Here is a 24,163-nt window from a genome sequence, read left to right as displayed (position 1 = left end):
GTCGTAGCCCTGTGGGGCAGGGCCACAGCAGGGCGACGGGGCTTATTTGGTCGCTTTGAGCACGACAAATTTCGGCGTCGCCGCCACTTGCTCCACGCCGCGGAACAGGCGCTTGAGTTTGGCGTGATAGCCCAGGTGGCGGTTGCCGACTATCCACAGTTCGCCGCCGGTCACCAGCGCCGCCCGGGCCTGCTGGAACATGCGCCAGGCGAGGAAGTCGCCGACGGTCTGCTGTTGATGAAACGGCGGGTTGCACAGCACCAAGTCCAGCGAATCCGCGGCTTGCTCGGCCAGACCATCGCCGGCGCGCAGTGTCACCGGTCGCTCACCCAACGCCGCTTGCCAGTTGGCCTGCGCCGACTGCACGGCCATATACGACTCATCGACCAAGCTCAGCTGCGCCTCCGGGCTGTGCAGTGCATAGGCGATGCCCAGCACGCCGTTGCCACAGCCCAAATCGGCTACGCGCAGGGCGTTGAGGTGCTTGGGCAGATGCGGCAGGAAGGCGCGGGTGCCGATGTCCAAGCCCTCACGGCAGAACAGATTGGCGTGGTTGAGCAGCTCAAGCTGGGGTTGCTCAAGGCGATAGCGCGTCGGGTAGGGGGAAGTGGGCGCGGCTTTGCTTTGCGGCGTGGCGCTAAGCAAGCGGGCTTTTTTCACCGCCAATGAGGCTTGTACCGGGCCGATATAGCGCTCCAGCAAATCCCCAGCGGCACGCGGCAGATGTTTGAGCATGGCGCCAGCCAGCACCTGGGCATTCGGCGCGAGCTGGCCGTGCAGGCGGATCAGCTGCTCTTCGAGCAGGGCCAGGGTCTTGGGCACGCGAATCAGCACATAGTCAAAGGGCCCCAATGCCTGTTGGCTGGCCGGCACAAAGCGCACTGCCTCAAGGTTGATGTGATGGCGTTGCAGGTTGATCTGCAACGCCAAATAACCCAGGTGGGAATCGCCGCTGCTGGTCACTTGCGCATGGCCGGCGAGGCTCGCGGCGAGGGCGCCAAAGCTGTCGTTGAGGATCAGCACGCGGCTGTCTGGCTGCAGGCCTTGCTCATGCAGTTGCTTGAGCAGGTATTCGTCGGCGGCATCAAAGGCCTGTAACGGCTCATTGGGCTGATCGGGTTGGCGCAGCAGATCCAGTTGGGCGAAGGGCGTGGTTAGAACAGGCATGCAGGGCTCGAATGCGGCCGTAAGCGGCGGCGATAAATGAAAGTGCGGCGGCTATTGTCGGCTGCTGCGCGGTAAATGTCTTGTCGCAGTGACTGGCCGGCGGCGCTTTAGCCTGGCGCAGCGGCTTAGCCCTAAACTTTAGCGGTGTTTGTGCGCGCGGCTTTGCGCCACACTCAAGCCTATCTAACGGCAGTGAGCGAGGCCCAGCAGAGCATGAGTGACGATAAATACACCGCGCAAACCCTCACCGCTATTCAGGTTTGGTCGACCAGCCTGTTTAGCCTGCGCTGCACCCGCGATGCGGGCTTTCGCTTTCGGGCCGGGCAGTTTGGCCGCTTGGGCGTGACCAAGGCTGATGGTTCGGTGGTCTGGCGTGCGTACTCGATGGCCAGCGCGCCCCATGACGAGCATCTGGAGTTTTTCTCCATCGTCGTGCCCGGCGGTGAATTTACCTCCGAGCTAAGCCGCCTGTCGGTGGGCGACACCTTGCTGATCGAGAAACAAGCGCTGGGCTTTCTCACCCTGGATCGTTTTGTCGATGGCCGTGACCTGTGGTTACTGGCCAGCGGTACTGGCCTGGCGCCGTTCCTGTCGATCCTGCAAGGCCTCGAGGTGTGGCAGCGCTTTAGCCGGGTGATTCTGGTGTACAGCGCCCGCAGCGCTGCCGAGCTGGCTTATCAGGAGCAAATCCACGGGCTTATGCAGCAGGAGCATCTGCTGGAGTATGCCGAGCAGTTTCGCTATGTGCCGGTGGTCACCCGCGAGCAGGTACCGGGTTGCCTGAATGGTCGGATCACCAGTCTGCTGACCAACGGTGAGTTGGAGCGCGCAGCGGCGGCTAAGCTCAGCCCCGAGCACTCGCGGGTGATGATTTGCGGCAACCCGCAGATGATCGACGACACCCGCGCACTGCTTAAGCAGCGTGACCTGCAACTGAGCCTGAGCCGCCGGCCGGGGCAGGTGGCGGTGGAAAATTATTGGTAAATGCCAAACCGCTTGTGAGCGGGAGGTGCGGGCAGTAAGGTTAAATCTGCTAACGAATTGGCTCTTTGCCCGTTGGCGATAGCCCTTTAGGATAGCTGCCCCTTAAGTGTATTTAGGACCCTATGGACACCGATTGTTGTCACCAGCCCCCTGCGTTACCTCGTAACGCCTCTGTTGCCTTCTGCATTCCCGCGCTCCAGCCGCTTAGGCCGAACCTACCTACGGGAGTGGCGCACTAATGGAATGGCTTGCTGATCCCACGGCCTGGTTAGGCCTGTTTACGTTGATCGTCCTAGAGATTGTGCTGGGCATCGACAACCTTGTGTTTATCGCCATCCTCGCTGACAAGTTGCCTCCGGCGCAGCGCGACCGTGCGCGCCTGATTGGCCTGAGCTTGGCGATGATCATGCGCCTGGGCCTGCTGGCGAGCATGGCCTGGTTGGTGACACTGACCGAGCCGTTGGTCGAACTCTTTGGTAAGAGCTTCTCGGGGCGTGACTTGATCATGCTGCTGGGCGGTGTGTTCCTGTTGTTCAAGGCCACCATGGAGCTGCACGAACGCCTCGAAGGGCATGTGCATAAAACCGCGGGCAACCGTGGTTATGCACGCTTCTGGCCAGTGGTGGCGCAGATCATCGTGCTGGATGCGGTGTTCTCCCTCGACGCGGTGATTACTGCGGTGGGCATGGTTGAGCACCTGAGCGTGATGATGGTTGCCGTGGTCTTCTCCATGGGCCTGATGATGCTCGCCAGCAAGCCGTTGACGGCCTTCGTCAACGCCCGGCCGACGGTGATCATGCTGTGCTTGGGCTTCTTGATGATGATCGGCTTTAGCCTCACCGCTGAGGGCTTGGGCTTCCATATCCCGAAAGGATATCTGTACGCGGCGATTGGTTTCTCGATCCTGATCGAGCTGTTCAACCAGACCGCCCGCTCGCGCCGTAAGCGTCAGCTGCAAGGTCAGCTGGGCATGCGTCAGCGCACCGCCCATGCAGTGCTGCGCTTGCTTGGCGGCAAGGTGCAGGAAGATGAAGTGGGCGAGGAAATCGCCGACATGCTTGCCGGTGGCAGCAGCGAAACCGCACTGTTTGACCGCCGCGAGCGGGTGATGATCAGTGGTGTGCTGAGCCTGGCCGAGCAGTCGATCCGCAAGGTCATGACCGACCGCATGGACGTCGACCGGCTTAATCTCGACGATTCGCTGGAGAGCATTCAGCAAACCTTGCTGGAGTCTGCCCACTCGCGCTTGCTGGTATGCCGTGGCGATGACGAGGACGAGCCGCTGGGCTATGTGCACAAGAAGGAGCTGTTCAAGCAGCTGCTCAGTGGCAGCCAGCCGGATATTGAAAGTCTGGTCCGCGCGCCGCTGAACCTGCCGGATAGTGCTTCGGTGTTAAGCGCCTTGGAGCAGATGCGCCAGGCCTCAACCCACGTGGCCTTTGTGGTCAACGAGTTCGGTGGCTTTGAAGGCTTGCTGACCCTCACCGATATTCTTGAGGCGATTGCCGGCGAGCTGCCCGATGCCAGTGAAGTTACCGGGCCGGATATCGAGCAAGTGGCCGAGGGTTATCAGGTCAGCGGGGCGCTGAACCTCGCCGTGGTGCGCGAGCGCTTAGGCTTTAAAGCCCAGGCGACGGACGACTACCAGACCCTGGCGGGCCTGACCATCAGCCTGCTCGACCGCTTGCCGGTCACCGGCGATCAGGTCGAGTACGCCGACTGGCGCCTGACCGTGGTGGAGGTCAAAGAGCGGCGGGTGAGTAAGCTGCTGCTCAGTCCCTTGTCGTTGTAACGCGCACAAAAAAGGCACCTCAGGGTGCCTTTTTTTATGGGGCTAGCTTGGCTGGTGAGCCTCAGCTTTTGCTTTGCTGATTCTTCAGCAAGTCGCGAATTTCACCCAGCAACTCTTGCTCAACGGTCGGCCCGGCTGGCTCTTCAGCCACCACTTCTTCGCGTTTGAGGCGGTTGATCGCTTTCACGCCCATAAAGATGGCGAAGGCGACGATCAGGAAGTCGAGGATGGTCTGGATAAACTTGCCGTAGCTCAACACCACCGCGGGGATGTCCCCTTCAGCGGCTTTGAGGGTGATGGCTAGGTCGGAGAAATCCACCCCGCCAATCAATAGGCCAATGGGGGGCATGATAATGTCGCCAACGAAGGACGAGACGATCTTGCCAAACGCGGCACCAATGATGATGCCGACAGCCATGTCGACGACATTGCCTTTGACCGCAAAGGCTTTAAATTCACTCAATATGCTCATGCTGCTTTCCCTGATGGTTGAGGTGAGTCGCGTGCAGTGTAATGCGCTCAAGCGCCACCATCAAAGCTCGCTGCATCGACTCCGGCACACAGCGGCATAGTCGGCTAGGCTCTACGCAGGCCAAGAGGACTCTGCCATGCCCCTGGAACACCACCCACTGCACCGTGAGTTTCCTGAATACCGCACCGCGCTGCTCAATCTGTTGAGCCATGACGGCCATTTTGCCCGCCTGGCCGCTGAGTATGAGCAGCTGGATAAGCGCATTTTCGAGGCCGAAGACGGGCGCGAAAATCTCGATGACATGCACCTGTTAGGTCTCAAGATGCAGCGGGTGAGCCTCAAGGATGAGCTCGCCGACTTGCTGCGCAAGGCGTCCTAGGGCTTGAGAGCAGGAAGTTTGATCTCAGTCAAAAGGGCAGCGGCTTGGGGGGAATAGTCTGGCCATAACGACTATTTCTGGAGTGCCGCGCATGTACGTTGAACATCACCCGCTGAGCAAAGACTTCCCTGAGCTGCGTGACGAGCTGCGCAATTTACGCGCAAGCGACGCGCACTTCGCGCGTTTGGCTGAGCACTACGAGCACTTGGATAAACGCATCTGCGCGGTTGAGGCGGACCTCGAACTGCTGAGCGATGAGCAGCTCAGCAGCCTCAAGCAAGAGCGCGTAGCCCTCAAGGATGAGTTGCTGCGCATGCTCAAGCGCGCGGCCGGGCAATGCTGCGGCTGCGGTAAGGGCTGTAAAGATAAAGGTGCGGCAGCCTGATTGGGCTGTAAATATATCCAGTTCTTTCGTATGATCCGGGCTCTTGTTTTGCGAGGAGTCCGCCATGGCCAAGGCCAAGCGCATGTATGGTTGTACCGAATGTGGTGCGACCTTTCCCAAATGGGCTGGCCAGTGCGCTGAGTGCGGCACCTGGAACACCCTGGTGGAAACCCTGATCGAAGGCCACAGCGCCGCGCCTAGCGGCCGTGCCGGCTGGGCCGGGGAGCAGGCGCAGCTAAAAACGCTGGCCGAAGTCAGCGTCGAGGAAATGCCGCGTTTCTCCACCGCCAGCGGTGAGTTGGATCGGGTCCTCGGCGGCGGCTTGGTCGACGGCTCGGTGGTGCTGATCGGTGGTGACCCCGGCATCGGCAAGTCGACCATTCTCCTGCAAACCCTGTGCAATATCGCCACGCGTTTTCCGGCCTTGTACGTCACTGGTGAGGAGTCGCAACAGCAGGTGGCCATGCGCGCGCGCCGTCTGGGCTTGCCGGAAGACAAGCTGAAGGTGATGACCGAAACCTGCATCGAAACCATCATTGCCACCGCCCGGGTCGAGAAGCCCAAGGTGATGGTCATCGACTCGATCCAAACCATCTTCACTGAGCAGTTGCAGTCAGCTCCGGGCGGCGTGGCCCAGGTGCGCGAGAGTGCGGCGCTGCTGGTGCGTTTTGCCAAGCAGAGCGGCACAGCGATCTTCCTCGTCGGCCACGTCACCAAAGAGGGCGCTTTGGCCGGGCCGCGGGTGCTGGAGCATATGGTCGACACCGTGCTGTATTTCGAGGGCGAGTCCGATGGCCGTCTGCGCTTGCTGCGGGCGGTGAAGAACCGCTTTGGCGCAGTCAACGAGCTGGGCGTGTTCGGCATGACCGACAAGGGCCTCAAGGAAGTCACCAACCCTTCGGCGATCTTCCTGACCCGCGCTCAGGAAGAAGTGCCCGGCAGTGTGGTCATGGCCACCTGGGAAGGCACCCGGCCGATGCTGGTGGAGGTGCAGGCACTGGTGGACACCAGCCATATGGCCAACCCGCGCCGCGTGACCTTGGGCCTGGATCAAAACCGGCTGGCCATGCTGCTGGCGGTGTTGCACCGCCACGGCGGCATCCCTACCTATGATCAGGACGTGTTTCTCAACGTCGTCGGTGGGGTCAAGGTGCTGGAGACCGCCTCGGACTTGGCCCTGCTCGCTGCGGTGATCTCCAGCCTGCGTAATCGCCCGCTGCCCCACGATGTGCTGGTGTTTGGTGAGGTCGGCCTGAGTGGGGAGATTCGTCCGGTGCCCAGCGGCCAGGAGCGCTTGAAGGAGGCGGCCAAGCACGGTTTTAAGCGCGCCATCGTGCCCAAGGGCAATGCGCCCAAGGATGCCCCGGCGGGCCTGCAAGTGATTGCCGTGACGCGCTTGGAGCAGGCGCTAGATGCGCTGTTTGAATAAGCGCCAATAGCTCGTCTAGGCACTGAGCGCAGCAACAAAAAAGCAGGCCGCAGCCTGCTTTTTTCAGTTTGGCGCGGGGCTATGTAGGGTCGCCGAGGGCGGCCAGTTCGCGCTCCAGCACGCTGTCATCACCGAGGTTCAGCTCGACCAGGCGGCGCAGGTGGCTGATCGAATCCAGATCAATATGGCGGCAGACAAAGCCCAGCAGGTCGCCTTGGGTGCGGGTCAGCACCACTTCCATCTCCACCTTGGTGTCGTCATCCAATTGCACCGTGGCGAAAAAGACTTGGTCCGGATCGCCGTTCCAGGCGCTGGGGCGCTTGACCAATAAGCCTTTGAGGGACACATCATGCAACTCGGCCGGCCATTGGCGCTGGCCTTGACGAATCTCGGTGGGTGCGTCAAAGGCGATGCGATGAAAGCGCCGCCGCTCGTTGTCGGGTGGGCTCATGAAACAAACTCCTGCGGGATTTAAATCACTATAGCCAAAGCTTACCGCGCAGCGGGCAATTGCCGTGGTTACTGGCCTGTGGTTGTGACTTGGCTCTGCTTTTGCTGGGCCTGAGCTGAACTTAGTGCTGGGCGCGCCGGTCGCTGAGAACAGTCCTATCTCCCTAGCTAGACACTTAGCGGTAAACTGCCGGACTTAGTATTTACCTTCTATCTTAGGTAGGGGGGAACACGCTCGGTGGGTAGGGGCGCCTGGTAAATATCCGCCGTTTAGCTAATGGCCGATTAGACTAAGGCGGTTTAGTCTCGCCAATGCTGCGTGTTGGTAACCTCGGTAACCCTGCTATTTGGGGGCCTTACAATAACAATCGCAAATGCCGCACAGCCTTTGGCTGCGGCAGGAGACCTGCAATGAATCGACTGCTTGGCCATCTGGCCTGGTTTGCTGTCGCGGTGCTCGGGGCTTTCGCCCTGGGTACTGTGGCATTAAGCCGAGGCGAAGCCATCAACGCCCTGTGGATAGTGGTAGCGGCCTTGGCCATCTATCTGGTGGCCTATCGTTACTACAGCCTGTTTATCGCCACCAAGGTGATGCAGCTGGACCCCAGCCGCGCCACTCCGGCCCTGCTGAACAACGACGGCCTGGACTTTGTGCCGACCAACAAGCATGTGTTGTTTGGTCACCACTTTGCTGCCATCGCAGGCGCTGGACCGTTGGTCGGCCCGGTATTGGCCGCGCAGATGGGCTATCTGCCTGGCACCCTGTGGCTGATTGCCGGGGTGGTGCTGGCCGGTGCGGTGCAGGACTTCATGGTGCTGTATATCTCGACCCGGCGTAACGCCCGCTCCCTGGGCGATATGGTGCGCGAAGAGATGGGCCGCATTCCTGGCACCATAGCCCTGTTTGGCTGCTTCCTGATCATGATCATCATCCTCGCGGTGCTGTCGCTGATCGTGGTCAAGGCCCTGGCCGAGAGCCCGTGGGGCATGTTCACGGTGATGGCGACCATCCCGATTGCCATGTTTATGGGCCTGTATATGCGCTTTATCCGTCCGGGGCGCATTGGTGAGATTTCCATTATCGGCGTGGCCTTGCTGCTCGGCTCGATCTGGCTCGGTGGCCTGGTTGCGGCTGATCCGGTGTGGGGACCGATGTTCACCTTCAGCGGCGTGCAGATCACCTGGATGCTGGTCGGCTATGGCTTTGTCGCGGCAGTGCTGCCGGTATGGCTGATCCTCGCGCCACGTGACTACCTGTCGACCTTCCTGAAAATCGGCACCATTCTGGCTCTGGCCATCGGCATTCTGATTCTGGCCCCTGAGCTGAAGATGCCGGCCCTGACCCAGTTCACCGACGGCACTGGCCCGGTGTGGAAGGGCGCACTGTTCCCCTTCCTGTTTATCACCATCGCCTGTGGTGCGGTGTCTGGCTTCCACGCGCTGATCAGCTCGGGCACCACGCCTAAGTTGCTGGCCAATGAGTCCCACGCCCGCTATATCGGTTACGGCGGCATGCTGATGGAGTCGATGGTCGCGATCATGGCCATGGTCGCCGCCTCGGTGATTGAGCCAGGCGTGTACTTCGCCATGAACAGCCCGCCCGCGGTAGTGGGCGCGGATGTCGCCAGTGTGGCGGCAGCGGTGAGCAACTGGGGCTTTGTCATCACCCCGGAAGCGCTGGATGCGGTAGCCAAGGACATCGGCGAACACTCGATCCTCAACCGCGCCGGTGGTGCTCCGACCTTGGCCGTGGGGATCGCGCAAATCCTGCACCAAGTGCTGCCGGGTGAGAACACCATGGCCTTCTGGTATCACTTCGCCATTTTGTTTGAGGCGCTGTTTATCCTCACCGCCGTAGACGCCGGCACCCGTGCCGGGCGCTTTATGCTGCAGGACCTGCTGGGCAACTTCGTCCCGGCCATGCGCCGCACTGAGTCGTGGACCGCCAACCTGCTTGGCACCGCCGGCTGCGTGGCGCTGTGGGGTTACCTGCTGTACCAGGGCGTGGTCGATCCGCTCGGCGGCATCAACACCCTGTGGCCGCTGTTCGGTATCTCCAACCAGATGCTGGCCGGTATCGCCTTGATTCTGTGCACCGTGATTCTGATCAAACTCAAACGTCAGCAGTACATCTGGGTCACCTTGCTGCCAGCCATTTGGCTGCTGATCTGCACCACGGTGGCGAGCCTGATCAAGATCTTCGACCCGAACCCGGCGCTGGGTTTCCTCGCCCTGGCGCATAAGTACGAAGCGGCGCAGGACGCCGGGCAGATCCTGGCTCCGGCTAAAGATCTGGGGCAGATGCAGCACGTGATCATGAACGCATACACCAACGCAGGCTTGAGCGTGCTGTTCCTGGTGGTGGTGTTCAGCATCCTGTTCTATGCGCTGAAGATCGGCTACCAAGCCTGGCGTAACCCGCAGCGCAGCGATAAAGAAACGCCGTACCAAGCCATCAGCATTAACTGATGCCGTGCTGGGCCTGTGCGCAGGCCCAGCCTTAAGCCAAGGAGAGTGACGGTGTTTAACGATCTCAGTCGCATGGGTAAGTACTTAGGCCAGGCCGCGCGGATGTTGGTGGGCATGCCGGACTACGACACCTATGTGGCGCATATGCAAAAGGAACATCCGGAGCAGCCAGTGATGAGCTACGAGGCGTTCTTTCGTGAACGTCAGGATGCTCGTTATGGCGGCGGCAAAGGCCGCCCCGTGCGCTGTTGCTAAGGCAGCTTACTCACACGCCACGCTTGTCGTGGCGTGGTTGTTTTAAGGCCCGGGCAAAATTAGTGCAGGCCAAGTTTTAGGGGTAAACCATGCAAGCAGTGATTCCCGTTACCGTGCTCAGCGGCTTTCTTGGCGCCGGTAAAACCACCTTATTGCAGCATATGCTGCAAGCCGAACACGGCCTTAAGTTGGCGGTGATCGAGAACGAGTTCAGCGCCACGCCGATCGACGGCCAGCTCTTGGGCGACAAACCGGTGGAGCTGATGACCCTGGCCAACGGCTGCGTCTGTTGCTCGATTCATGTGGAGCTAGAAAAGGCTCTGTTCGTCCTCTTGGATAAGCTCGACAGCGGTGAGCTGGCCTTCGACCGTTTGGTGATCGAATGCACCGGGCTGGCCGACCCTGCGCCGGTGGCGCAAACCTTCTTTGCCGATGAGGAGCTGGCCCAGCGCTATGTGCTCGACGGCATCATTACCTTGGTTGATGCGGTCAACGCCGAGCGCCATTTGCAGGAGCCTATCGCCCAGGCCCAAGTCGGTTTTGCCGACCGGATTCTGCTGAGCAAAACCGATCTGGCCACGCCTGAACAAGTCGATGCTCTGGCTCAGCGCTTGGCGCGAATTAATCGCCGTGCGCCACAGCGGCTGGTGCGCAATGGGCAGATCGAGCTGGCTGAGTTGCTGGATATCCGCGGCTTTAACTTAAATGCCGAGATGCAGCTGCAACCTGTGCCTGTGGCCAGCAACGGCCTGCGCCTGAGCCCGGCACTGGCGCCTGCCACCGAGCGCATCCGCACCCTGGTGCTGGACAGTCAGCAGCCACTCAACCTCGACCGCCTCAGTGCCTTTATGGAGCAGTTGCTGGCGCAACACAGCCAATCCCTGTTGCGCTACAAGGGCGTGCTGGCGGTTGCAGGCGATGAACGCCGGTTGGTGTTCCAGGGTGTGCTCGGCCTGTATGCCTTTGACTGGGACGCGCCTTGGGGCGCTGACGAACCACGCCAGAGCGTGCTGGTGTTTATCGGCGACCAGTTACCGGAAGACGAGATCCGCGCGGGCTTTGCCCAGTTATCCAGCTAAGGGCTTTAGTTTCAGGCGGCTAGGTTTGCTGCGTGCCAGTCCTGCGCTAGGGGCAGGGCTAGCCTCGAAAAGCCGCGCACGCTGGCGTTTGCGCAGAATAAAAAAACCCGGCCTAAGCCGGGTTTTTTACCTACCAGTGCGGCTTAGTTGCCGTATACCGGGAAGCGTGCGCACAGCGCTTTAACCTGCTCGCGTACACGGCCTTCAACGGCTTCGTCACCGATGTTGGCCAGCACTTCGCAAATCCAGCCCGCCAGTTGACGGCACTCGTCTTCTTTGAAACCGCGAGTGGTCACCGCTGGGGTGCCGATGCGCAGGCCCGAGGTCACGAACGGCGAACGTGGGTCGTTCGGTACGCTGTTTTTGTTGACGGTAATGAAGGCGCGGCCCAGGGCAGCATCCGCATCTTTACCGGTGATGTCTTGCTTGATCAGCGACAGCAGGAACAGGTGGTTCTCAGTACCGCCGGACACCACGTCGTAGCCGTTTTCGATAAACACGCTGGCCATGGTCTGGGCGTTTTTGATGACCTGGGCTTGGTAAGCCTTGAACTCCGGCTGCAGGGCTTCTTTGAAGCACACTGCTTTCGCCGCGATCACGTGCTCCAGCGGGCCACCTTGGCCGCCTGGGAACACTGCGGAGTTGAATTTCTTCTCCAGTGCTTCGTTGGCGCGGGCCAGGATCAGGCCGCCGCGCGGGCCGCGCAGGGTTTTGTGGGTGGTGGTGGTGACCACGTCGGCAAATGGCACTGGGTTCGGGTACAGGCCAGCGGCGACCAGACCGGCGACGTGCGCCATGTCGACGAACAGGTAAGCGCCGACTTTGTCCGCGATGGCGCGGAAGCGTGGGAAGTCGAGGATTTGCGAGTAGGCGCTGAAGCCGGCGATGATCATCTTCGGCTTGTGCTCAACAGCCAGGCGCTCAACTTCGTCGTAGTCGATCAGGCCGTTGTCGTTGATGCCGTACTGCACGGCGTTGTAGATCTTGCCGGAGAAGCTCACGCTGGCGCCGTGGGTCAGGTGACCGCCGTGGGCCAGGCTCATGCCCAGTACGGTGTCGCCGGCTTCCAGCAGGGCCATGTACACGGCGCTGTTGGCTTGGCTGCCGGAGTGCGGCTGGACGTTGGCGTAGTCGGCGCCGAACAGCTGCTTGGCGCGGTCGATAGCCAGTTGCTCAACGATGTCGACGTACTCGCAACCGCCGTAGTAGCGCTTGCCTGGATAGCCTTCGGCGTACTTGTTGGTCAGCACCGAGCCTTGGGCTTCCATCACCGCTGGGCTGGTGTAGTTTTCCGAGGCGATCAGCTCGATGTGATGTTCCTGGCGTTGGGCTTCTTGCTCCATCGCGGCAAACAATTCGGCGTCATAACGGGCAAGAGTTAAATCACGGCTGAACATGGCATTCCCCTGAAAAATCAGCTGGGCAGTAGAAGAAGGGCGCAAATTCTACCTTATCCAGCTGCTTTCGGGCTATGAACCTTGGTCATCTGTTGTCGCAGTCTGGCTCATGTGGTGCCACGCGGTCAGTGCAGCAAGGACAGCGCCGCGCCGCCAAACAGGTTGCTGAACTGCGCGGCAGACATCGGCCGGCCCAGCAGGAAGCCCTGCACTTCGTCGCAGTTATGGCCGCGCAGGAAGTTGAGCTGGGCCAAGGTTTCCACGCCTTCGGCGATCACCGTCAGGTTGAGGCTGTGGGCCATGGCGATAATCGCCCGGGCGATCTGGCCGTCTTGCTCGCCGTGGGGCAGGCCATCGACAAAACTGCGGTCGATCTTGAGCACGTCGAGGGGGAACTGCTTGAGGTAGTTAAGCGACGAATAACCGGTGCCGAAGTCATCAATGGCGATAAATACGCCAAGGTTCTTCAGGGCCTTGAGGGTGTGCATGGCGCTGTCGACGTCTTCCATCAGGATGCTTTCGGTCAGCTCCAGCTCCAGGCTGGCCGGGTTGATTGTGCTTTGCTCCAGGGCGCGGGCGATGCGCTGATCCAAATCGCCGTCAGTGAACTGCCGCGCCGACAGGTTGACCGACAGCTTGGGCACATGCACGCCTTGCGCATGCCAGCTCGCCAGCTGCTGACAGGCCTCGTGCAGCAGCCAGTCGCCGACCTGTACCACCAGGCCCAACTCCTCCAGCACCGGGATAAAGTCGCCCGGCGGCACGGAGCCGCGCAGTGGATGCTGCCAGCGCAGCAGGGCTTCGGCGCCGGTCAGGCGTTTGCCATCGCTGGAGAATTGCGGTTGGTAATGCAGATGAAACTGGCCTTGTTCCAAGGCGTGGCGCAGGTCGCTTTCCAGCTCCAGGCGCTGCAGGGCGCTGGCGTTCATCTCCGCCTGGTAGAACTGGAAGTTGTTTTTGCCGCGCTCTTTGGCGTGGTACATGGCCGTGTCGGCGTTCTTCATGAGCTGGCTGAGTTCTTTGCCATCCTGCGGGCTTAAGGCAATGCCGATACTGGCGGTGACGAAGAACTCACGACCCTCCAAAACAAAGGGCTGAGCAAGGCTGGCGAGGATTTTCTCGCCGACATGGATCGCCCGGTGCACCGCCGCCTCGCGCTGCGGCTGCGCCCGCAGGAGCAGGGTAAATTCGTCGCCGCCCATGCGTGCCACGGTGTCGTTGGTATCGACGCAAGCGCTCAAGCGCTGGGCCACGTCCTTGAGCATATGGTCGCCAGCGGCATGGCCTAAGGAGTCGTTGATCGGCTTAAAACGGTCGAGGTCGAGGAACATCAACACCAGCCACTCGTTATCGCGGCCGCTGTTGATCAAGGCGTTATACAGGCGATCCTGGAACAGGGTGCGGTTGGGCAGTTGGGTCAGGCCGTCGTAATAGGCCAGGCGGTGGATGCGCTGCTCGCTGGCTTTGCGCTCACTGATGTCGCTGAAGAAGCCGACATAGCTGACCAAGTCGCCTTCATCGTCTTTGACTGCGGTGATGCCGACCCAAGCCGGAAAGGTCTCGCCCTCGCGACGTTTGAGCCAGACCTCGCCCTCCCAGCTGCCAATCAGGCTGAGCTGGCGCAGCACGTAACCCAGATGCCCGGCCTGCTGGGTTGCGGCGGTGAGCACGCTGGGCAATTGATCGAGAATTTGCTCGGCGCTGTAGCCGGTGACGCGACTAAAGGCGTTGTTGATCTGCACGATATAGCCGGCCGGGTCGGTGACCAGAATCGCCGCCGTGGAGTGTTCAAATACCGTGGCGGCCATGCGCAGGTCTTTCTCCGCCCGGCGTTGCAGGCTGATATCGCGGGCGATGCCGAGCAGGCCCTCGAAGTGCCCGTTGTCGTCCCACATTGGTACCAGGCGCAGCTCCAGAGGAATCTTGCGTCCGGATTCATGCAGGCAGTCGAACACGAACAGCTGCAGGGGGAAGTCGCTGCGCAGCTCAGCCAGGCGCAGCGGGTCGCCCAGGGCATCGCTGACCCGCTCCAGCAAGGCGTAGAAGCTGCGCACCTGCTGCGGGTTGGTGGCCTGTTCGATCAGGCCGTGATCGAGCACCCACTGCTCGTCGTAGCCCAGTACATCGTTTACCGACGGGCTGACGTAGTTCAGGCGCAGCAGGTTATCGGTGGTGATGATCACGTCGCTGATGCTTTCGGCCAGCAAGCGGTAGCGCTGCTCGCTGTTGCGCAGCGACTCGCTGTGGTTAATCTGCTCGGTGATGTCCTTGGCGACGCCAATCATCCGCGACACCCGTCCTTGCTCGTTACGGGCTAGGGCTTGCTCGCGCACATCAAACCAACGCCAGCCGCCGTCGCGATGGCGCCAGCGCAATTCAAACTGCATCAGCACGCCATCACCGAGGGCTTGCTGGGCATTGCGCGTGCGCTGATACAGCTCGCTGTCGTCCGGGTGCAGCAGGCGCTCCCAGAATTGCTCGCCGAGCTGATGCAGCTCCTCGCGGTTGTAGCCCAGCTGGGTGCCCAGGTGGTTGTTGCTAAACAGCAGACGCTTCTCACAGAGGTCGCGCACATAGATGGTGTCCGGCGCGGCATTAACCACGTCGAGCCAGAAGCGCTCGCGCTCAATCAGCGAGGTTTCAATGCGCTTGCGGTTGGTGATGTCGCTGATGCTGAGGGTTACCGCTTGCAGCTCTTCGCTGTGGCTGGGCAGGCGCAGTAACAGCCACAGGTGGCGCTCCAGGCCCTGCTGGGTGGTGGCGCGCACCTCCATTTCAATCAGACCGCCACGGTTGATCAGGGCATACAGCAGGTGCATGGGGAAGCCTTCGGGCTGCAGCGGGCTCTGGTTGCAGAGCAACTGCCAGACCTGAGCGTTAGTGCTGGCACCAAGCAGTTGCAGGGCCACTTCGTTGCTTTCGGTGAGGCGGATTTTTTTGCACAGGGTCCGATGCCGTTGCTCATCCTCGGCCAGCCACTGCCGCAAGTATTCGCCACTGCTGATTTGCTGCTGTTGCAGGTAGCCGTGCAGTTCGGTCAGGTCGAGCACGCACAGCGCGGTGCCGGTGCCGTCGAAAATATCCTGATAGCGCCGCCGGGTTTCTTGCAGCACCCGCGAGGCTTGCTGCTCTTCGGTGACGTCACGCAGAACCCAGACAAAGCCAGTGCGCTGGTTGTCTTCGCTGAGGTCGCTGCGGCTGATGTCATACAGGCGGTTGCTGCCGTTTTGCAGGATCTCTACGAGGTCCAGGCCTAGATCACTGTGCAGGGCGTTGTCATGCAGCAGCAATGGGTTGAGACGCGGCAGGAGCTTGAGCAGATGCCATTCATGGGCATCCTCATTGTTCAGACCAAACATCGCTTCGGCCTGCGGGTTGAGGTACTGCAACTGACCCTGGCAGTCGGTGACGATGACTCGCTCCTCAATGGCGCCCAACACGCTGCCGGCTTGTTGCAGCGAGCGCCGCGAGGCTCTGTGGAGGTCGCGCAGCTTGCGTTGTTCGCGCAGCAGGCGGTACAGGGCAAACAAGGTCAACAGGGCGCAGGCCATAAACAACAAGAGCTTGCTGGCTTGTTGCGGCAACTGCTGCGAGCGCAGGCGGCCTTCATTGAATTGTGCGCGTAACTGCCAATCACTGTTGGCCAACGGGAGCAGGAGAATACTTTGCGCCATGTCTTCGGCGGTGACGGGCGGTGCTGGGTGGCTATCGAGGGCGTCGTTACGCACGTTGCTGGCTAGAATCAGCTGGCTCGGCAGGTCCTCCAAGAGCCAGCGATACTGCGGGTTTTGTTGCTCGCTCAGCCAGCGATTCAGAGCCCGATTGTTCAGCCGCAGCCCCCAGTAGCCGGTGCCATGGCTGTGCGGCAGCAGCAGGTAAATCAGGCTCTGAGGGTTGCCACTGTAGGCGTAGTAATAGTCGTTGCCATGGCTGCGCAGCACCAGCTTGTGCAGGTAGCTGCGGTCGTCGGCGGAGGCATCGCTGTCGCTTAGGACGCGGCCATTTTGATCGAGCCACACCAGGCTGCTCAGCGTCGGGAAAACCCCTTCAAGGTTGCTCAGTAATTCTTGCAGGCCACTCTGGGTCGACGGCGCCTGGGGGTGGTGATGCAGCAGGGACTGCGCGACATTGGCCTTGAGCTGCATATTCAGGCTCAGGTGATTGGCCAATTCATTGGTGTGGGCCAGGTTGAGCTGGCGCTGGTTATCCAGCAGTTGCTCGGACTCTTGACGCAGTTGCCACAGCAGCAGGGCCAGCATGCCCAGCACCAATACCACCAGCACAATGCGGGCAGGACTGCGCAGGCCCTCCGCCGGCACGGGGGCGCTGGGGCGTGCAATAGAGGGGGGCCTGAAGATGGGCAATGGCCTAAGTCCTGACAGGGCGTTAATAGGCGGGTGCAGTCATGTCAGGGAAGGTGACAAGTGCGGGGCGTAAGCATGCCATAAATTGCAATAAAGTGATGGCTTCTGCGCGCTCCAGGCGCACTGGTGCGTGCTCCGTGGCTATGCCACAGGGCCGGCGTAGCGCGCTGCTAGGTCGGCGCCCGGGGAAAATTAGCGCAGCCGCTCAGATCGCCAGACCCGCTGTGCGCAGCAAGCGGGCCAATGGCCGTGGATCGACCCACTGTTGTACATCAATACCCTGGGGGATGAACTGCCAGCGCAGGAGAAAGGCGCTGAGGTCTTGCAGGGCGCTGATCGATTGTTCGGCCAGATTGGTTTGCAGGCGCAGGTGCGCATCGGCGCCGTAAGCATTGGCGACCCAGTATTCACTGGTGTTGAGTTCGCGGGCGAGAAAGGCGCGGGTTTCCTGCGGGTGAGAACGTGCCCACTGTTCGGCGCGCAGCACGGTTTCGAGGATCAGCACGGTGGCCTCGAAGTGCTCATCGAGCATCTGCGCATCGACCGTCAAGGTGCGCGGCGTGCCGATATTGGCGCGCACCAGCGGATCGGGATGGCTGCCCACGTCGATCAGTACCCGCAGGCCAAACTCGTCGGCCAGTTGCAGGCCGTGGGCGCCTTTGACAAAGATCGCGTCGATATCGCCACGCAGCAGGCCGATCAGCTCGTTATTACGCTGGCGCACGCCGCTGTCGCCCAGGCTGATCTGGGCGCCATAGACGTGACGCACGGGCTCATCGCTGTAAGTGCCGCCGTAGGGGTAGTCGACCAGCTCCAAGTCCTTGACCGCCAACCCTACCAATTGCAGGGCATTTTCCAGGCCACGGATGGCTTGGGCGCGGGCGAAGTCGATCTGCACATTGGCCCATTTGGGCACGCCAAACCGGCTGTTTTTCAGGTCGCTAAGGGTCTTGATCGGGCTGTCGTTGGTGGTCACCAGCAACTGCACTTCATCCGTCCAGGACAGGCCGATAACCCGGGTCTGGCGGCCGCTGGCGTGGGCCCAGATGGCCGGGATATTGCCGCCATGGCGCACCGAGTAGGGCAGGTGGTGATCGAAGTGGGCTTCACGGATTTCCCGTTCCGACGACTCGCGCAGGGCCTGGATGCGCGTGCCGTAGGGGCGAAAGGCCGCAGCCAGGCGGCCGCTTTCAACGGCGATGCCGAGGCCGGTCGGCACGGGGCTGTGGGTGTACCAAAGGGTGTCGAGAGCTGGACGCATGGGGTTGTTCACTTTTGCGGCTGGGACGTTTAGTCGGCACGTTGGCTGGGCAGTTGCTCCCTGAGGCTGGCCAGCGGGCGCGGGTCAATCCAGGCGCGTACGTCGAAGCTGTGCTCGATAAACTGCCAACGCTGCAGGAAGTCGGTGAAGTCTTGCAGGGCGGTGATGGACTGCTCGCTCAGCTCGGTGCGCAGGCGCAGGTGGGCATCACTGCCATAGGCTTGGGTCACCCAGTACTCGCTGCTGTTGGTCTCGCGGGCCAGGTAGCGCACGGTGTCGTCGGGGTGGCTGTGTGCCCACTGCTCAGCGCGCAGCACCGCGTCGAGGATGGCCACGGCGCTGTCGTAGTGTTGCTCGATGAGGTTGAGGTCGACGCTCAGGGTGCGCGGGGTGCCGTTGTTGCTGCGGATCAGCGGTTCGGGATGGGCGCCGGTATCAATCACGCTGTAGAGGCCGAACTGCTGGGCCAGTTGTACGGCATACGCACCCTTGAGAAAGATCGCGTCCACTTCGCCGCGCAGCAAACCCACCAGCTCAGGGTTATAGCCATGGCTGCGGTGGCCGCCAAAACTGTACAGCGCGGTATTGGGCTGGCTGTTGGTCTCGCTAAAGGAGCCCGCCTGCGGGTAGTTGATCAGTTGCACATCGCGCACCTGCAAACCTTCCAGGCTCAGCGCATTTTCCAGGCCACGGATGGCTTGGGCGCGGCTGAAGTCAATCTGCACGTGGGTCCATTGTGGCAGGCCGAAGCGCCGTCCCTTGAGGTCTTTGACGGTGCGGATGCCGCTGTCGCGCGTGGTCAGAATCAGCTGCGCCTCATCGGCCCACGACAGGCCGATCACCCGAGTCTCGCGGCCCTTGGCGCGGGCCCAGATGGCGGGGATGTTGCCGCCGTGGCGCACCGAATTTTGCAGGCTGTGATCAAAGTGCGATTCGCGCACGGCCTGGCTGCTGGAGTCGCGCAGCGATTTGATCTGCGTGCCTTGCGGGTGCAGTGCCTCATCCAGCCAGCCTTTTTGCACGGCGATGCCCAGGCCCGTAGGCACCGGACAGCGGGTATACCAGAGGGTATCGAGGGGTTGACTCATGGCGGTGTCCTTCGCGTGGTGATGCTCTGAAAAGCCAGCTGTGGCCGGGTCGCTCACAGCTGGCGGTGCGTTAAAAGCTAGAGGCAGAAGAGCAAGGGTTGTGCCGAAAACCGCTGGCGCCAGCTATCACGGGCCATGGCTTGGCAGCTGGCTCGGCACTGCTGGCTGAGCAGCAGTGCTCCAGCAGTGCGCTGCTGCATAACCAGCATGTTGCTGTGCGTCTGCCCCTGCCCGGCCCAGCGGCAGCGGGGCGACGGTGCTGGCATAGCTTCTGCACAGGGCCTGAGTCATTTATTCGGCCAGGAGAGCTTTATGTCGACTCAGATCAACCCTCCACTGTTAGCGCAGCTGGAACAGGCTAAACGTGACTTTGCCAAGGCCTTCACTGTGCTCAAGGACAGCGGCACCCTCAGTGCCAGCCAGACCTTGCAGGCCTATATAAGGGTGCCGGCGAGTGAGTGGGTGATTGCCCTGCATGCGCCCAGCCCTTGGGCGCAAGAACCCAGCATCGGGGCGGTGGTGGCCAGCTACAGCGGCGAGGTGGTGCTGGATCAAAGCCAGCCCGGTAGTGCCGTGCTCAGTGGCAGTCAGGCCGGAGGCAACGGCAGGCGCTATGCGGCGATATTCCAGGCGCGCAGCGACATTGATCTGGTCATCCACGTGCACACGCCCAGCTTGGGCGCTTGGGCTGGCGCCCATCGCAGCTTGCCCATTCGCTATGCCGCCTCGCAGCGCCTGACCCTGACCCGTGAGTTGCCGGTGTATATCGACCGTCGCCAGCCTGAGCCGGCTTTTATTCTGCAAAGCCTTACTCGCGATCCGCACCTGCCGGCCATTCTGGAAGCCAACGGCGGCTCGACCTTTTGGGGGCGCGACCTGCTGCAATTGGCCAAGCTGATTTTGCTGATCGAGGAGGGCGCGCACTTCCAGCGTTTGGCCGAAGGCTTGGGCGGCAGTTTGGAGTTTGGCCCCGGGGTATTGGAGCAACAGTGGAAGATGACCGGGCTGTGGGCGCAAGGCCAACAGCTGTTGGCCGCGCAAGAATAGCCAAGGGGTGGCGGGCGATTGCTGCTGGGCCAGCAGTCTGGCAGCAGAGCCTTGCTGCTGCTCCAGCAGAGCACTCAAGCATCGTCCCTAAGCTTTTAAAAAAACCTTTTTAAACAAGGGATTGGCGGGTTGTTTTGGCTCCGGCTGAGCTGGCATGGCGCTTGCGATAGGGCTGCTAATGCCGGACGGTCAGTACAGCTTGGTGGAAGTACCGCGCTTCAAGCGAGCGCGCTGCTGGTCGGGCCCGGTTAAGCCTCTTTTTGTGGAGTACCGAGCCCATGCTTCTCCAGGATTATCCGCGCAGTCATTGGCTCAGGCAGATCGCCTGGGCTTTGTTTAGTGTGCCCTTAGCGGCGCTTGCGCAAACCAGCGACAGTCAAGACGACGCCACCCTGACCACGGTAACGGTCGAGGGCCGGCGTTTGGGTGAGGAGGTGCTGCCGACGCGTCCGGTGTTATCGGTGTATGGCACTGAAGCCAAGGTTCTCGACACGCCTCGTTCGATCTCGACGGTCAGTCGCAAGCAGTTGCAGGACGACCCGATCAAAACCTTCGATGATTTCGTTAAGTATGCGCCGGGGCTAACCCGCAGCACCGGGCAAAATGTGCAGGGCGCGCCGACCATGCGCGCCCAGTCGGCGGAGATTTTCCAGAACGGCCAGCGCATCTATTCACGCCAGACTGACCATCCGCTCAACCTCAATGCCGTTGAGGCCGCCGATATCGTCAGCGGTCCTTCGTCCGTGGTGTTTGGCAGCGGCAACAACACCGGCGGCTACGTTAACTACACCACGAAAAAGCCCTATTTCGATAAGGCCCGCACGCAGATCAGCGCCACGGCGGGCAGCTTGCTGCCGGGTGGTGAGTCCTACACCGACCTCAGTTGGCAGCTCGATCATGGGGGCCCGATCAGCGATGAATTGGCTTATCGCTTCAGCTACCAACAACAGCGTGGCAGTACCTATTACGACAACGTCGATAACAACTACAACGCCTTCTACGGCGCCTTGGCTTGGGAACCGCGGGATAACCTGCACATCGATTGGAACATCGCCTACGACGACTATTACGACTACAACGAAACCAAAGGTTGGAACCGCACCACCCAAGCGCAAATTGACCACTTCGGCAGTTACTACGGCGGCCGCGCCACGCCCTTGATGCTCAGTGCCGGCGCCGGCATCTGGTCGCCGGTGTATCAGTCCGGCGCGCCGGACTCCGCAGTGATCGGCTGGCAGCAGCGCCAGGCCAATGCGCGTAACCAGTACCAAGCCGTGGGGCCGGTCAACAGCACGCCACTGCCTTCGGCCAATCCGGCCACGCCGGGCAGTGTGTTGGGCTGGGTGTATGACCCTACGCTGCCCGGTAATGAGCTGACCAAACTGGATGCCAGCCAAGGCCTGGCCAACCCACGGGACAAGTTCGAGGCCAAGGTCTTCAACACCCAGTTGCAGATCGCGGTGGATATCTCACCGGACCTGACCCTGAGCAACAGCAGCTATTTTCAGCGTTCAACCAATATCAAAGACACTCTGCAATCCTATTGGGTCGATACCAAAGACACCCTGTTTGAGGATCGTTTGGAGCTGCGCTGGCGCACCGGCTTTAAGCTGTTTGGCCTGAGCGTTGAAGACGACAGCAACAGCGGCGTGTCGCTGCGCTATGAAGAAAACCGGGTCAAGGCCAGCCTGTTCAACTTTATGGTTTCGCCCTATGACCTGACCCAACCTGCGGCGACCCAAACACCGGCTCAATTGTATGGCGGCGCCTGGCCGGTGACCGGTGGTGGCGTGCGCTCTTCGCCTTACTTTGGCTACCTGAGCAACCTGCCGATTTATCCGGTGGCCGGCGGCCTGTACAGCTCGCCAGGTGGCGCTAACTATCCGGCGCTGGGCGCGGTGGCGGACAGTCAGTGGATGGCCTACGGCTTATTCACCCAGCACAACTTGAAGTTCAACGAGCAGTGGGGGCTTAACCTGGGTTTTCGCCAGACCTTGGTCGATGCCAAGATCGACAACCCGGTCAATCCGACGCCGCAGGTCGACTACAAAGACAAAGCCAGTTATTGGCTACCGAGCCTGCAAGCTAGCCTGTACTTCAAACCCACCCAGCAGAGCACCCTGTACGCCACCTACGATCGCACGGTGTCGATCAACCAAGGCGGCTTTGGCAACGGCCTGACCTATGCTGCCGGCGAGTTAGGTAATCAGTTCAGCGATAAAAACTTCCAGAGTGTCAGTGAGCTGTTTGAGCTGGGGGCCAAGTTTGAGTTTATCCCTGAGCGGCTCTTCGGCACCGTGAGCCGCTTTGTGCAGTACCGCGATGCACCGCCGAATCGCTTTGGCGAAGTGGCGCAAATGAAGATCGAAGGCACCGAGCTGTCGCTGCGTTATCAGGGCGAGGGTCACCTGAGTGCGGGGGCTAACTACACCTGGTTGAAGCCCTACTACACCAAGATTGTGCCGCGCTCGTTCTCCCCGGCCGGCTGGGTGGCGGATAACCAAACCGTGTTTGGCGACAGCAATGCCCTGAACCAATTGCCCGCCGACCGCTACCGGGTCTCGGGGGTGCCTGAGCACTCGCTTAACGGCTTTGTCGATTACCGCTTTGACTCAGGCTTTGGCGCGCAATTGTCGGCGTGGTGGAGCAGCCATTGGGATGTGCGCATCAATAACAACATCACCGTGCCCAGCGAGCACAACGTCAACCTGGCGCTGTATTACAGCGAGCCGCGTTGGGACGTGCGCCTGCAGCTGCTGAACATCACCAACCAAGAGAACTTCGCTCCGGTGATCGGCGAGGACGCTGAGTTTATCCAACCGCTGGCGCCCTTCACCGCACAAATCCAAACGGCCCTGCGTTTCTAACAGATGCTGTCTCGTGAGGCGTTCTCGTAGGGTGGGTTAGTCGCATCGCGGCGTAACCCACCAGCGCGTTTATTGTCAGGTGGCGCTGTCCCGGATTACGCCACTGCGTGGCTAATCCAGGCTACGGTTCTGATCCAAGCTGCGGTTCTGGGTTTGCTTGGTGGCGGGTGGTGATCTCTTGGTCCCGTAGGGTGGGTTAGCCGCGCAGCGGTCTAACCCACCAGCGCGATTATTGTCCGGTGGCGCTGCCCCGTATTACGCCACTGCGTGGCTAATTCAGGCTACGGCTCTGACCCAGGCTACGGTTCTGAGCTTGCTCGAGGCGGGTGGGGATCTCGTAGTCCCGTAGGGTGGGTTAGCCGCGCAGCGGCGTAACCCACCACCGCGTTTATTGTCAGGTGGCGCTGCCCCGGATTACGCCACTGCGTGGCTAATCCAGGCTACGGTTCTGATCCCAGGCCACTGCTCTAATCCAAGCTACGGGAAGCAGCAGGTCTGGGCGCGGCTTATTGGCGGTCGATGGCTTGCCAGTCGAACAGGCTCAAGATTTCTTCGCGCAGGCTTATCAGCCGTGGGTCTTGGCGTTGCCGGGGGCGCTCAAGGTCGACGTTGATGACCCGCTTGATCCGCCCCGGGTTGGCTTGCAGCACCACAATGCGATCGGCCAGGTACAGCGCTTCATCAATATCGTGGGTCACCATCAACACACTGGGCCGGTCGCGTTGCCAGATGCGCAGCAGCTCTTCCTGCAAGCGGTAGCGGGTCAGTGCGTCGAGGGCGCCGAAGGGCTCATCCAGCAGCAGCAACTTGGGTTCCGCCACCAGCGCCCGGGCAATCGCCGCGCGCTGCGCCATACCGCCGGAAATCTGCGCCGGACGGGCCTTACGAAACTCATATAAGCCCACCAGCTTGAGATAGCTGTCGACGCGCGCCTGTTGCTCTTGGCGACTAAGCCCGCTGTGGTGCAGCGCCAGGGCGATATTCTCGGTCAGGTTGAGCCAGGGAAACAGGCGGTGATCTTGGAAAACAATTCCGCGATCACGCCCGGGGCCGCTGATGCTCTGCCCGTCGAGCGTCAGCGCGCCGCTGTCGGCCTGCTCCAAACCCAGCACCAGGCGTAGCAAGGTCGACTTGCCGCAGCCACTGGCGCCGAGTAAGCAGACGAATTCGCCGGGCGCGGCACTCAGGGAAAAGTCGTCAAGAACCGTCAGCGGATTACCGTCGATGCGAAAGCTTTTGCTGACCTGTTGCAGGTTAAGGTGCGCGGCGCCCATAAGC

18 protein-coding genes are annotated in these 24,163 nt (G+C 61.1%); 10 read left to right on the top strand and 8 right to left on the bottom strand.

What is annotated here, in order from left to right; all coding sequences use genetic code 11:
- Positions 1 to 42 precede the first annotated feature (42 nt).
- On the bottom strand, positions 43 to 1,167 hold the full coding sequence (locus NTD81_RS13870) for a methyltransferase (protein ID WP_262183162.1): 1,125 nt from the start codon (positions 1,165 to 1,167) through the stop codon (positions 43 to 45).
- 213 nt (positions 1,168 to 1,380) lie between these two features.
- Here NTD81_RS13870 and NTD81_RS13865 point away from each other — a divergent pair, with 213 nt between their 5' ends.
- Both NTD81_RS13865 and NTD81_RS13860 read left to right on the top strand, forming a co-directional pair.
- Complete coding sequence (locus tag NTD81_RS13865; RefSeq protein WP_262183160.1) at positions 1,381 to 2,151, top strand: ferredoxin--NADP reductase; 771 nt, start codon at positions 1,381 to 1,383, stop codon at positions 2,149 to 2,151.
- A gap of 238 nt (positions 2,152 to 2,389) precedes the next feature.
- Entirely contained in the window at positions 2,390 to 3,943 is a 1,554-nt protein-coding gene (locus tag NTD81_RS13860) for a TerC family protein (protein ID WP_262183158.1), read from the top strand.
- 61 nt (positions 3,944 to 4,004) lie between these two features.
- Here NTD81_RS13860 and mscL read toward each other — a convergent pair whose 3' ends face one another.
- Positions 4,005 to 4,415, bottom strand: a complete 411-nt coding sequence (gene mscL, locus NTD81_RS13855; RefSeq protein WP_262183157.1) for a large-conductance mechanosensitive channel protein MscL — start codon at positions 4,413 to 4,415, stop codon at positions 4,005 to 4,007.
- 136 nt (positions 4,416 to 4,551) lie between these two features.
- Here mscL and NTD81_RS13850 point away from each other — a divergent pair, with 136 nt between their 5' ends.
- The 3 genes from NTD81_RS13850 (at position 4,552) to radA (ending at position 6,608) form a co-directional block, all read left to right on the top strand.
- On the top strand, positions 4,552 to 4,794 hold the full coding sequence (locus tag NTD81_RS13850) for a YdcH family protein (RefSeq protein WP_262183156.1): 243 nt from the start codon (positions 4,552 to 4,554) through the stop codon (positions 4,792 to 4,794).
- 91 nt (positions 4,795 to 4,885) lie between these two features.
- On the top strand, positions 4,886 to 5,179 hold the full coding sequence (locus NTD81_RS13845; protein WP_262183154.1) for a YdcH family protein: 294 nt from the start codon (positions 4,886 to 4,888) through the stop codon (positions 5,177 to 5,179).
- Positions 5,180 to 5,243: 64 nt separating this feature from the next.
- Positions 5,244 to 6,608 (top strand): DNA repair protein RadA, encoded by a 1,365-nt coding sequence (gene radA / locus NTD81_RS13840; RefSeq protein WP_262183153.1) that lies wholly within the window; start codon positions 5,244 to 5,246, stop codon positions 6,606 to 6,608.
- A gap of 79 nt (positions 6,609 to 6,687) precedes the next feature.
- Here the strand turns inward: radA and NTD81_RS13835 are convergent, their stop codons facing one another.
- Positions 6,688 to 7,059, bottom strand: coding sequence for a PilZ domain-containing protein (locus tag NTD81_RS13835; RefSeq protein WP_262183152.1), 372 nt, complete (start codon positions 7,057 to 7,059; stop codon positions 6,688 to 6,690).
- A gap of 410 nt (positions 7,060 to 7,469) precedes the next feature.
- On the opposite strand from NTD81_RS13835, the gene NTD81_RS13830 reads away from it, so the two are divergent.
- The 3 genes from NTD81_RS13830 (at position 7,470) to yjiA (ending at position 10,861) form a co-directional block, all read left to right on the top strand.
- A complete protein-coding gene (locus tag NTD81_RS13830) occupies positions 7,470 to 9,527 on the top strand; it encodes a carbon starvation CstA family protein (protein WP_262183151.1) in 2,058 nt (685 codons plus the stop codon).
- A 51-nt stretch (positions 9,528 to 9,578) separates the two neighbouring features.
- Positions 9,579 to 9,782 (top strand): YbdD/YjiX family protein, encoded by a 204-nt coding sequence (locus tag NTD81_RS13825; RefSeq protein WP_262183150.1) that lies wholly within the window; start codon positions 9,579 to 9,581, stop codon positions 9,780 to 9,782.
- A gap of 89 nt (positions 9,783 to 9,871) precedes the next feature.
- Complete coding sequence (gene yjiA / locus NTD81_RS13820; protein ID WP_262183149.1) at positions 9,872 to 10,861, top strand: GTPase; 990 nt, start codon at positions 9,872 to 9,874, stop codon at positions 10,859 to 10,861.
- A gap of 143 nt (positions 10,862 to 11,004) precedes the next feature.
- Here the strand turns inward: yjiA and glyA are convergent, their stop codons facing one another.
- The 4 genes from glyA to NTD81_RS13800 all read right to left on the bottom strand — a co-directional run bounded on the left by glyA (position 11,005) and on the right by NTD81_RS13800 (position 18,971).
- The gene (gene glyA / locus NTD81_RS13815) at positions 11,005 to 12,258 is read right to left on the bottom strand and encodes a serine hydroxymethyltransferase (RefSeq protein ID WP_262183148.1); all 1,254 of its coding nucleotides are present in this window, start codon (positions 12,256 to 12,258) and stop codon (positions 11,005 to 11,007) included.
- Between the two features lie 125 nt (positions 12,259 to 12,383).
- Entirely contained in the window at positions 12,384 to 16,517 is a 4,134-nt protein-coding gene (locus tag NTD81_RS13810; RefSeq protein ID WP_262183541.1) for an EAL domain-containing protein, read from the bottom strand.
- Positions 16,518 to 16,827: 310 nt separating this feature from the next.
- On the bottom strand, positions 16,828 to 17,883 hold the full coding sequence (locus tag NTD81_RS13805) for an ABC transporter substrate-binding protein (protein WP_262183146.1): 1,056 nt from the start codon (positions 17,881 to 17,883) through the stop codon (positions 16,828 to 16,830).
- A 29-nt stretch (positions 17,884 to 17,912) separates the two neighbouring features.
- Positions 17,913 to 18,971: an ABC transporter substrate-binding protein gene (locus NTD81_RS13800; RefSeq protein ID WP_262183145.1), complete on the bottom strand. Its 1,059-nt coding sequence runs from the start codon at positions 18,969 to 18,971 to the stop codon at positions 17,913 to 17,915.
- 312 nt (positions 18,972 to 19,283) lie between these two features.
- Between NTD81_RS13800 and NTD81_RS13795 the strand changes: the two genes are divergently transcribed.
- Together NTD81_RS13795 and NTD81_RS13790 are read left to right on the top strand one after the other, a co-directional pair.
- Positions 19,284 to 20,018, top strand: a complete 735-nt coding sequence (locus tag NTD81_RS13795; protein ID WP_262183144.1) for a class II aldolase/adducin family protein — start codon at positions 19,284 to 19,286, stop codon at positions 20,016 to 20,018.
- 278 nt (positions 20,019 to 20,296) lie between these two features.
- Positions 20,297 to 22,885 (top strand): TonB-dependent receptor, encoded by a 2,589-nt coding sequence (locus tag NTD81_RS13790; protein ID WP_262183143.1) that lies wholly within the window; start codon positions 20,297 to 20,299, stop codon positions 22,883 to 22,885.
- A 506-nt stretch (positions 22,886 to 23,391) separates the two neighbouring features.
- Here NTD81_RS13790 and NTD81_RS13785 read toward each other — a convergent pair.
- On the bottom strand, positions 23,392 to 24,159 hold the full coding sequence (locus NTD81_RS13785; protein ID WP_262183142.1) for an ABC transporter ATP-binding protein: 768 nt from the start codon (positions 24,157 to 24,159) through the stop codon (positions 23,392 to 23,394).
- Positions 24,160 to 24,163 lie beyond the last annotated feature (4 nt).

The organism is Pseudomonas sp. 5P_3.1_Bac2 (assembly GCF_025465995.1).
In the GTDB taxonomy this organism is placed as follows: Bacteria; Pseudomonadota; Gammaproteobacteria; order Pseudomonadales; family Pseudomonadaceae; genus Aquipseudomonas.
Note: the sequence above shows the minus strand (reverse complement) of the source record. Positions and strands in the feature narration are given on the sequence as shown.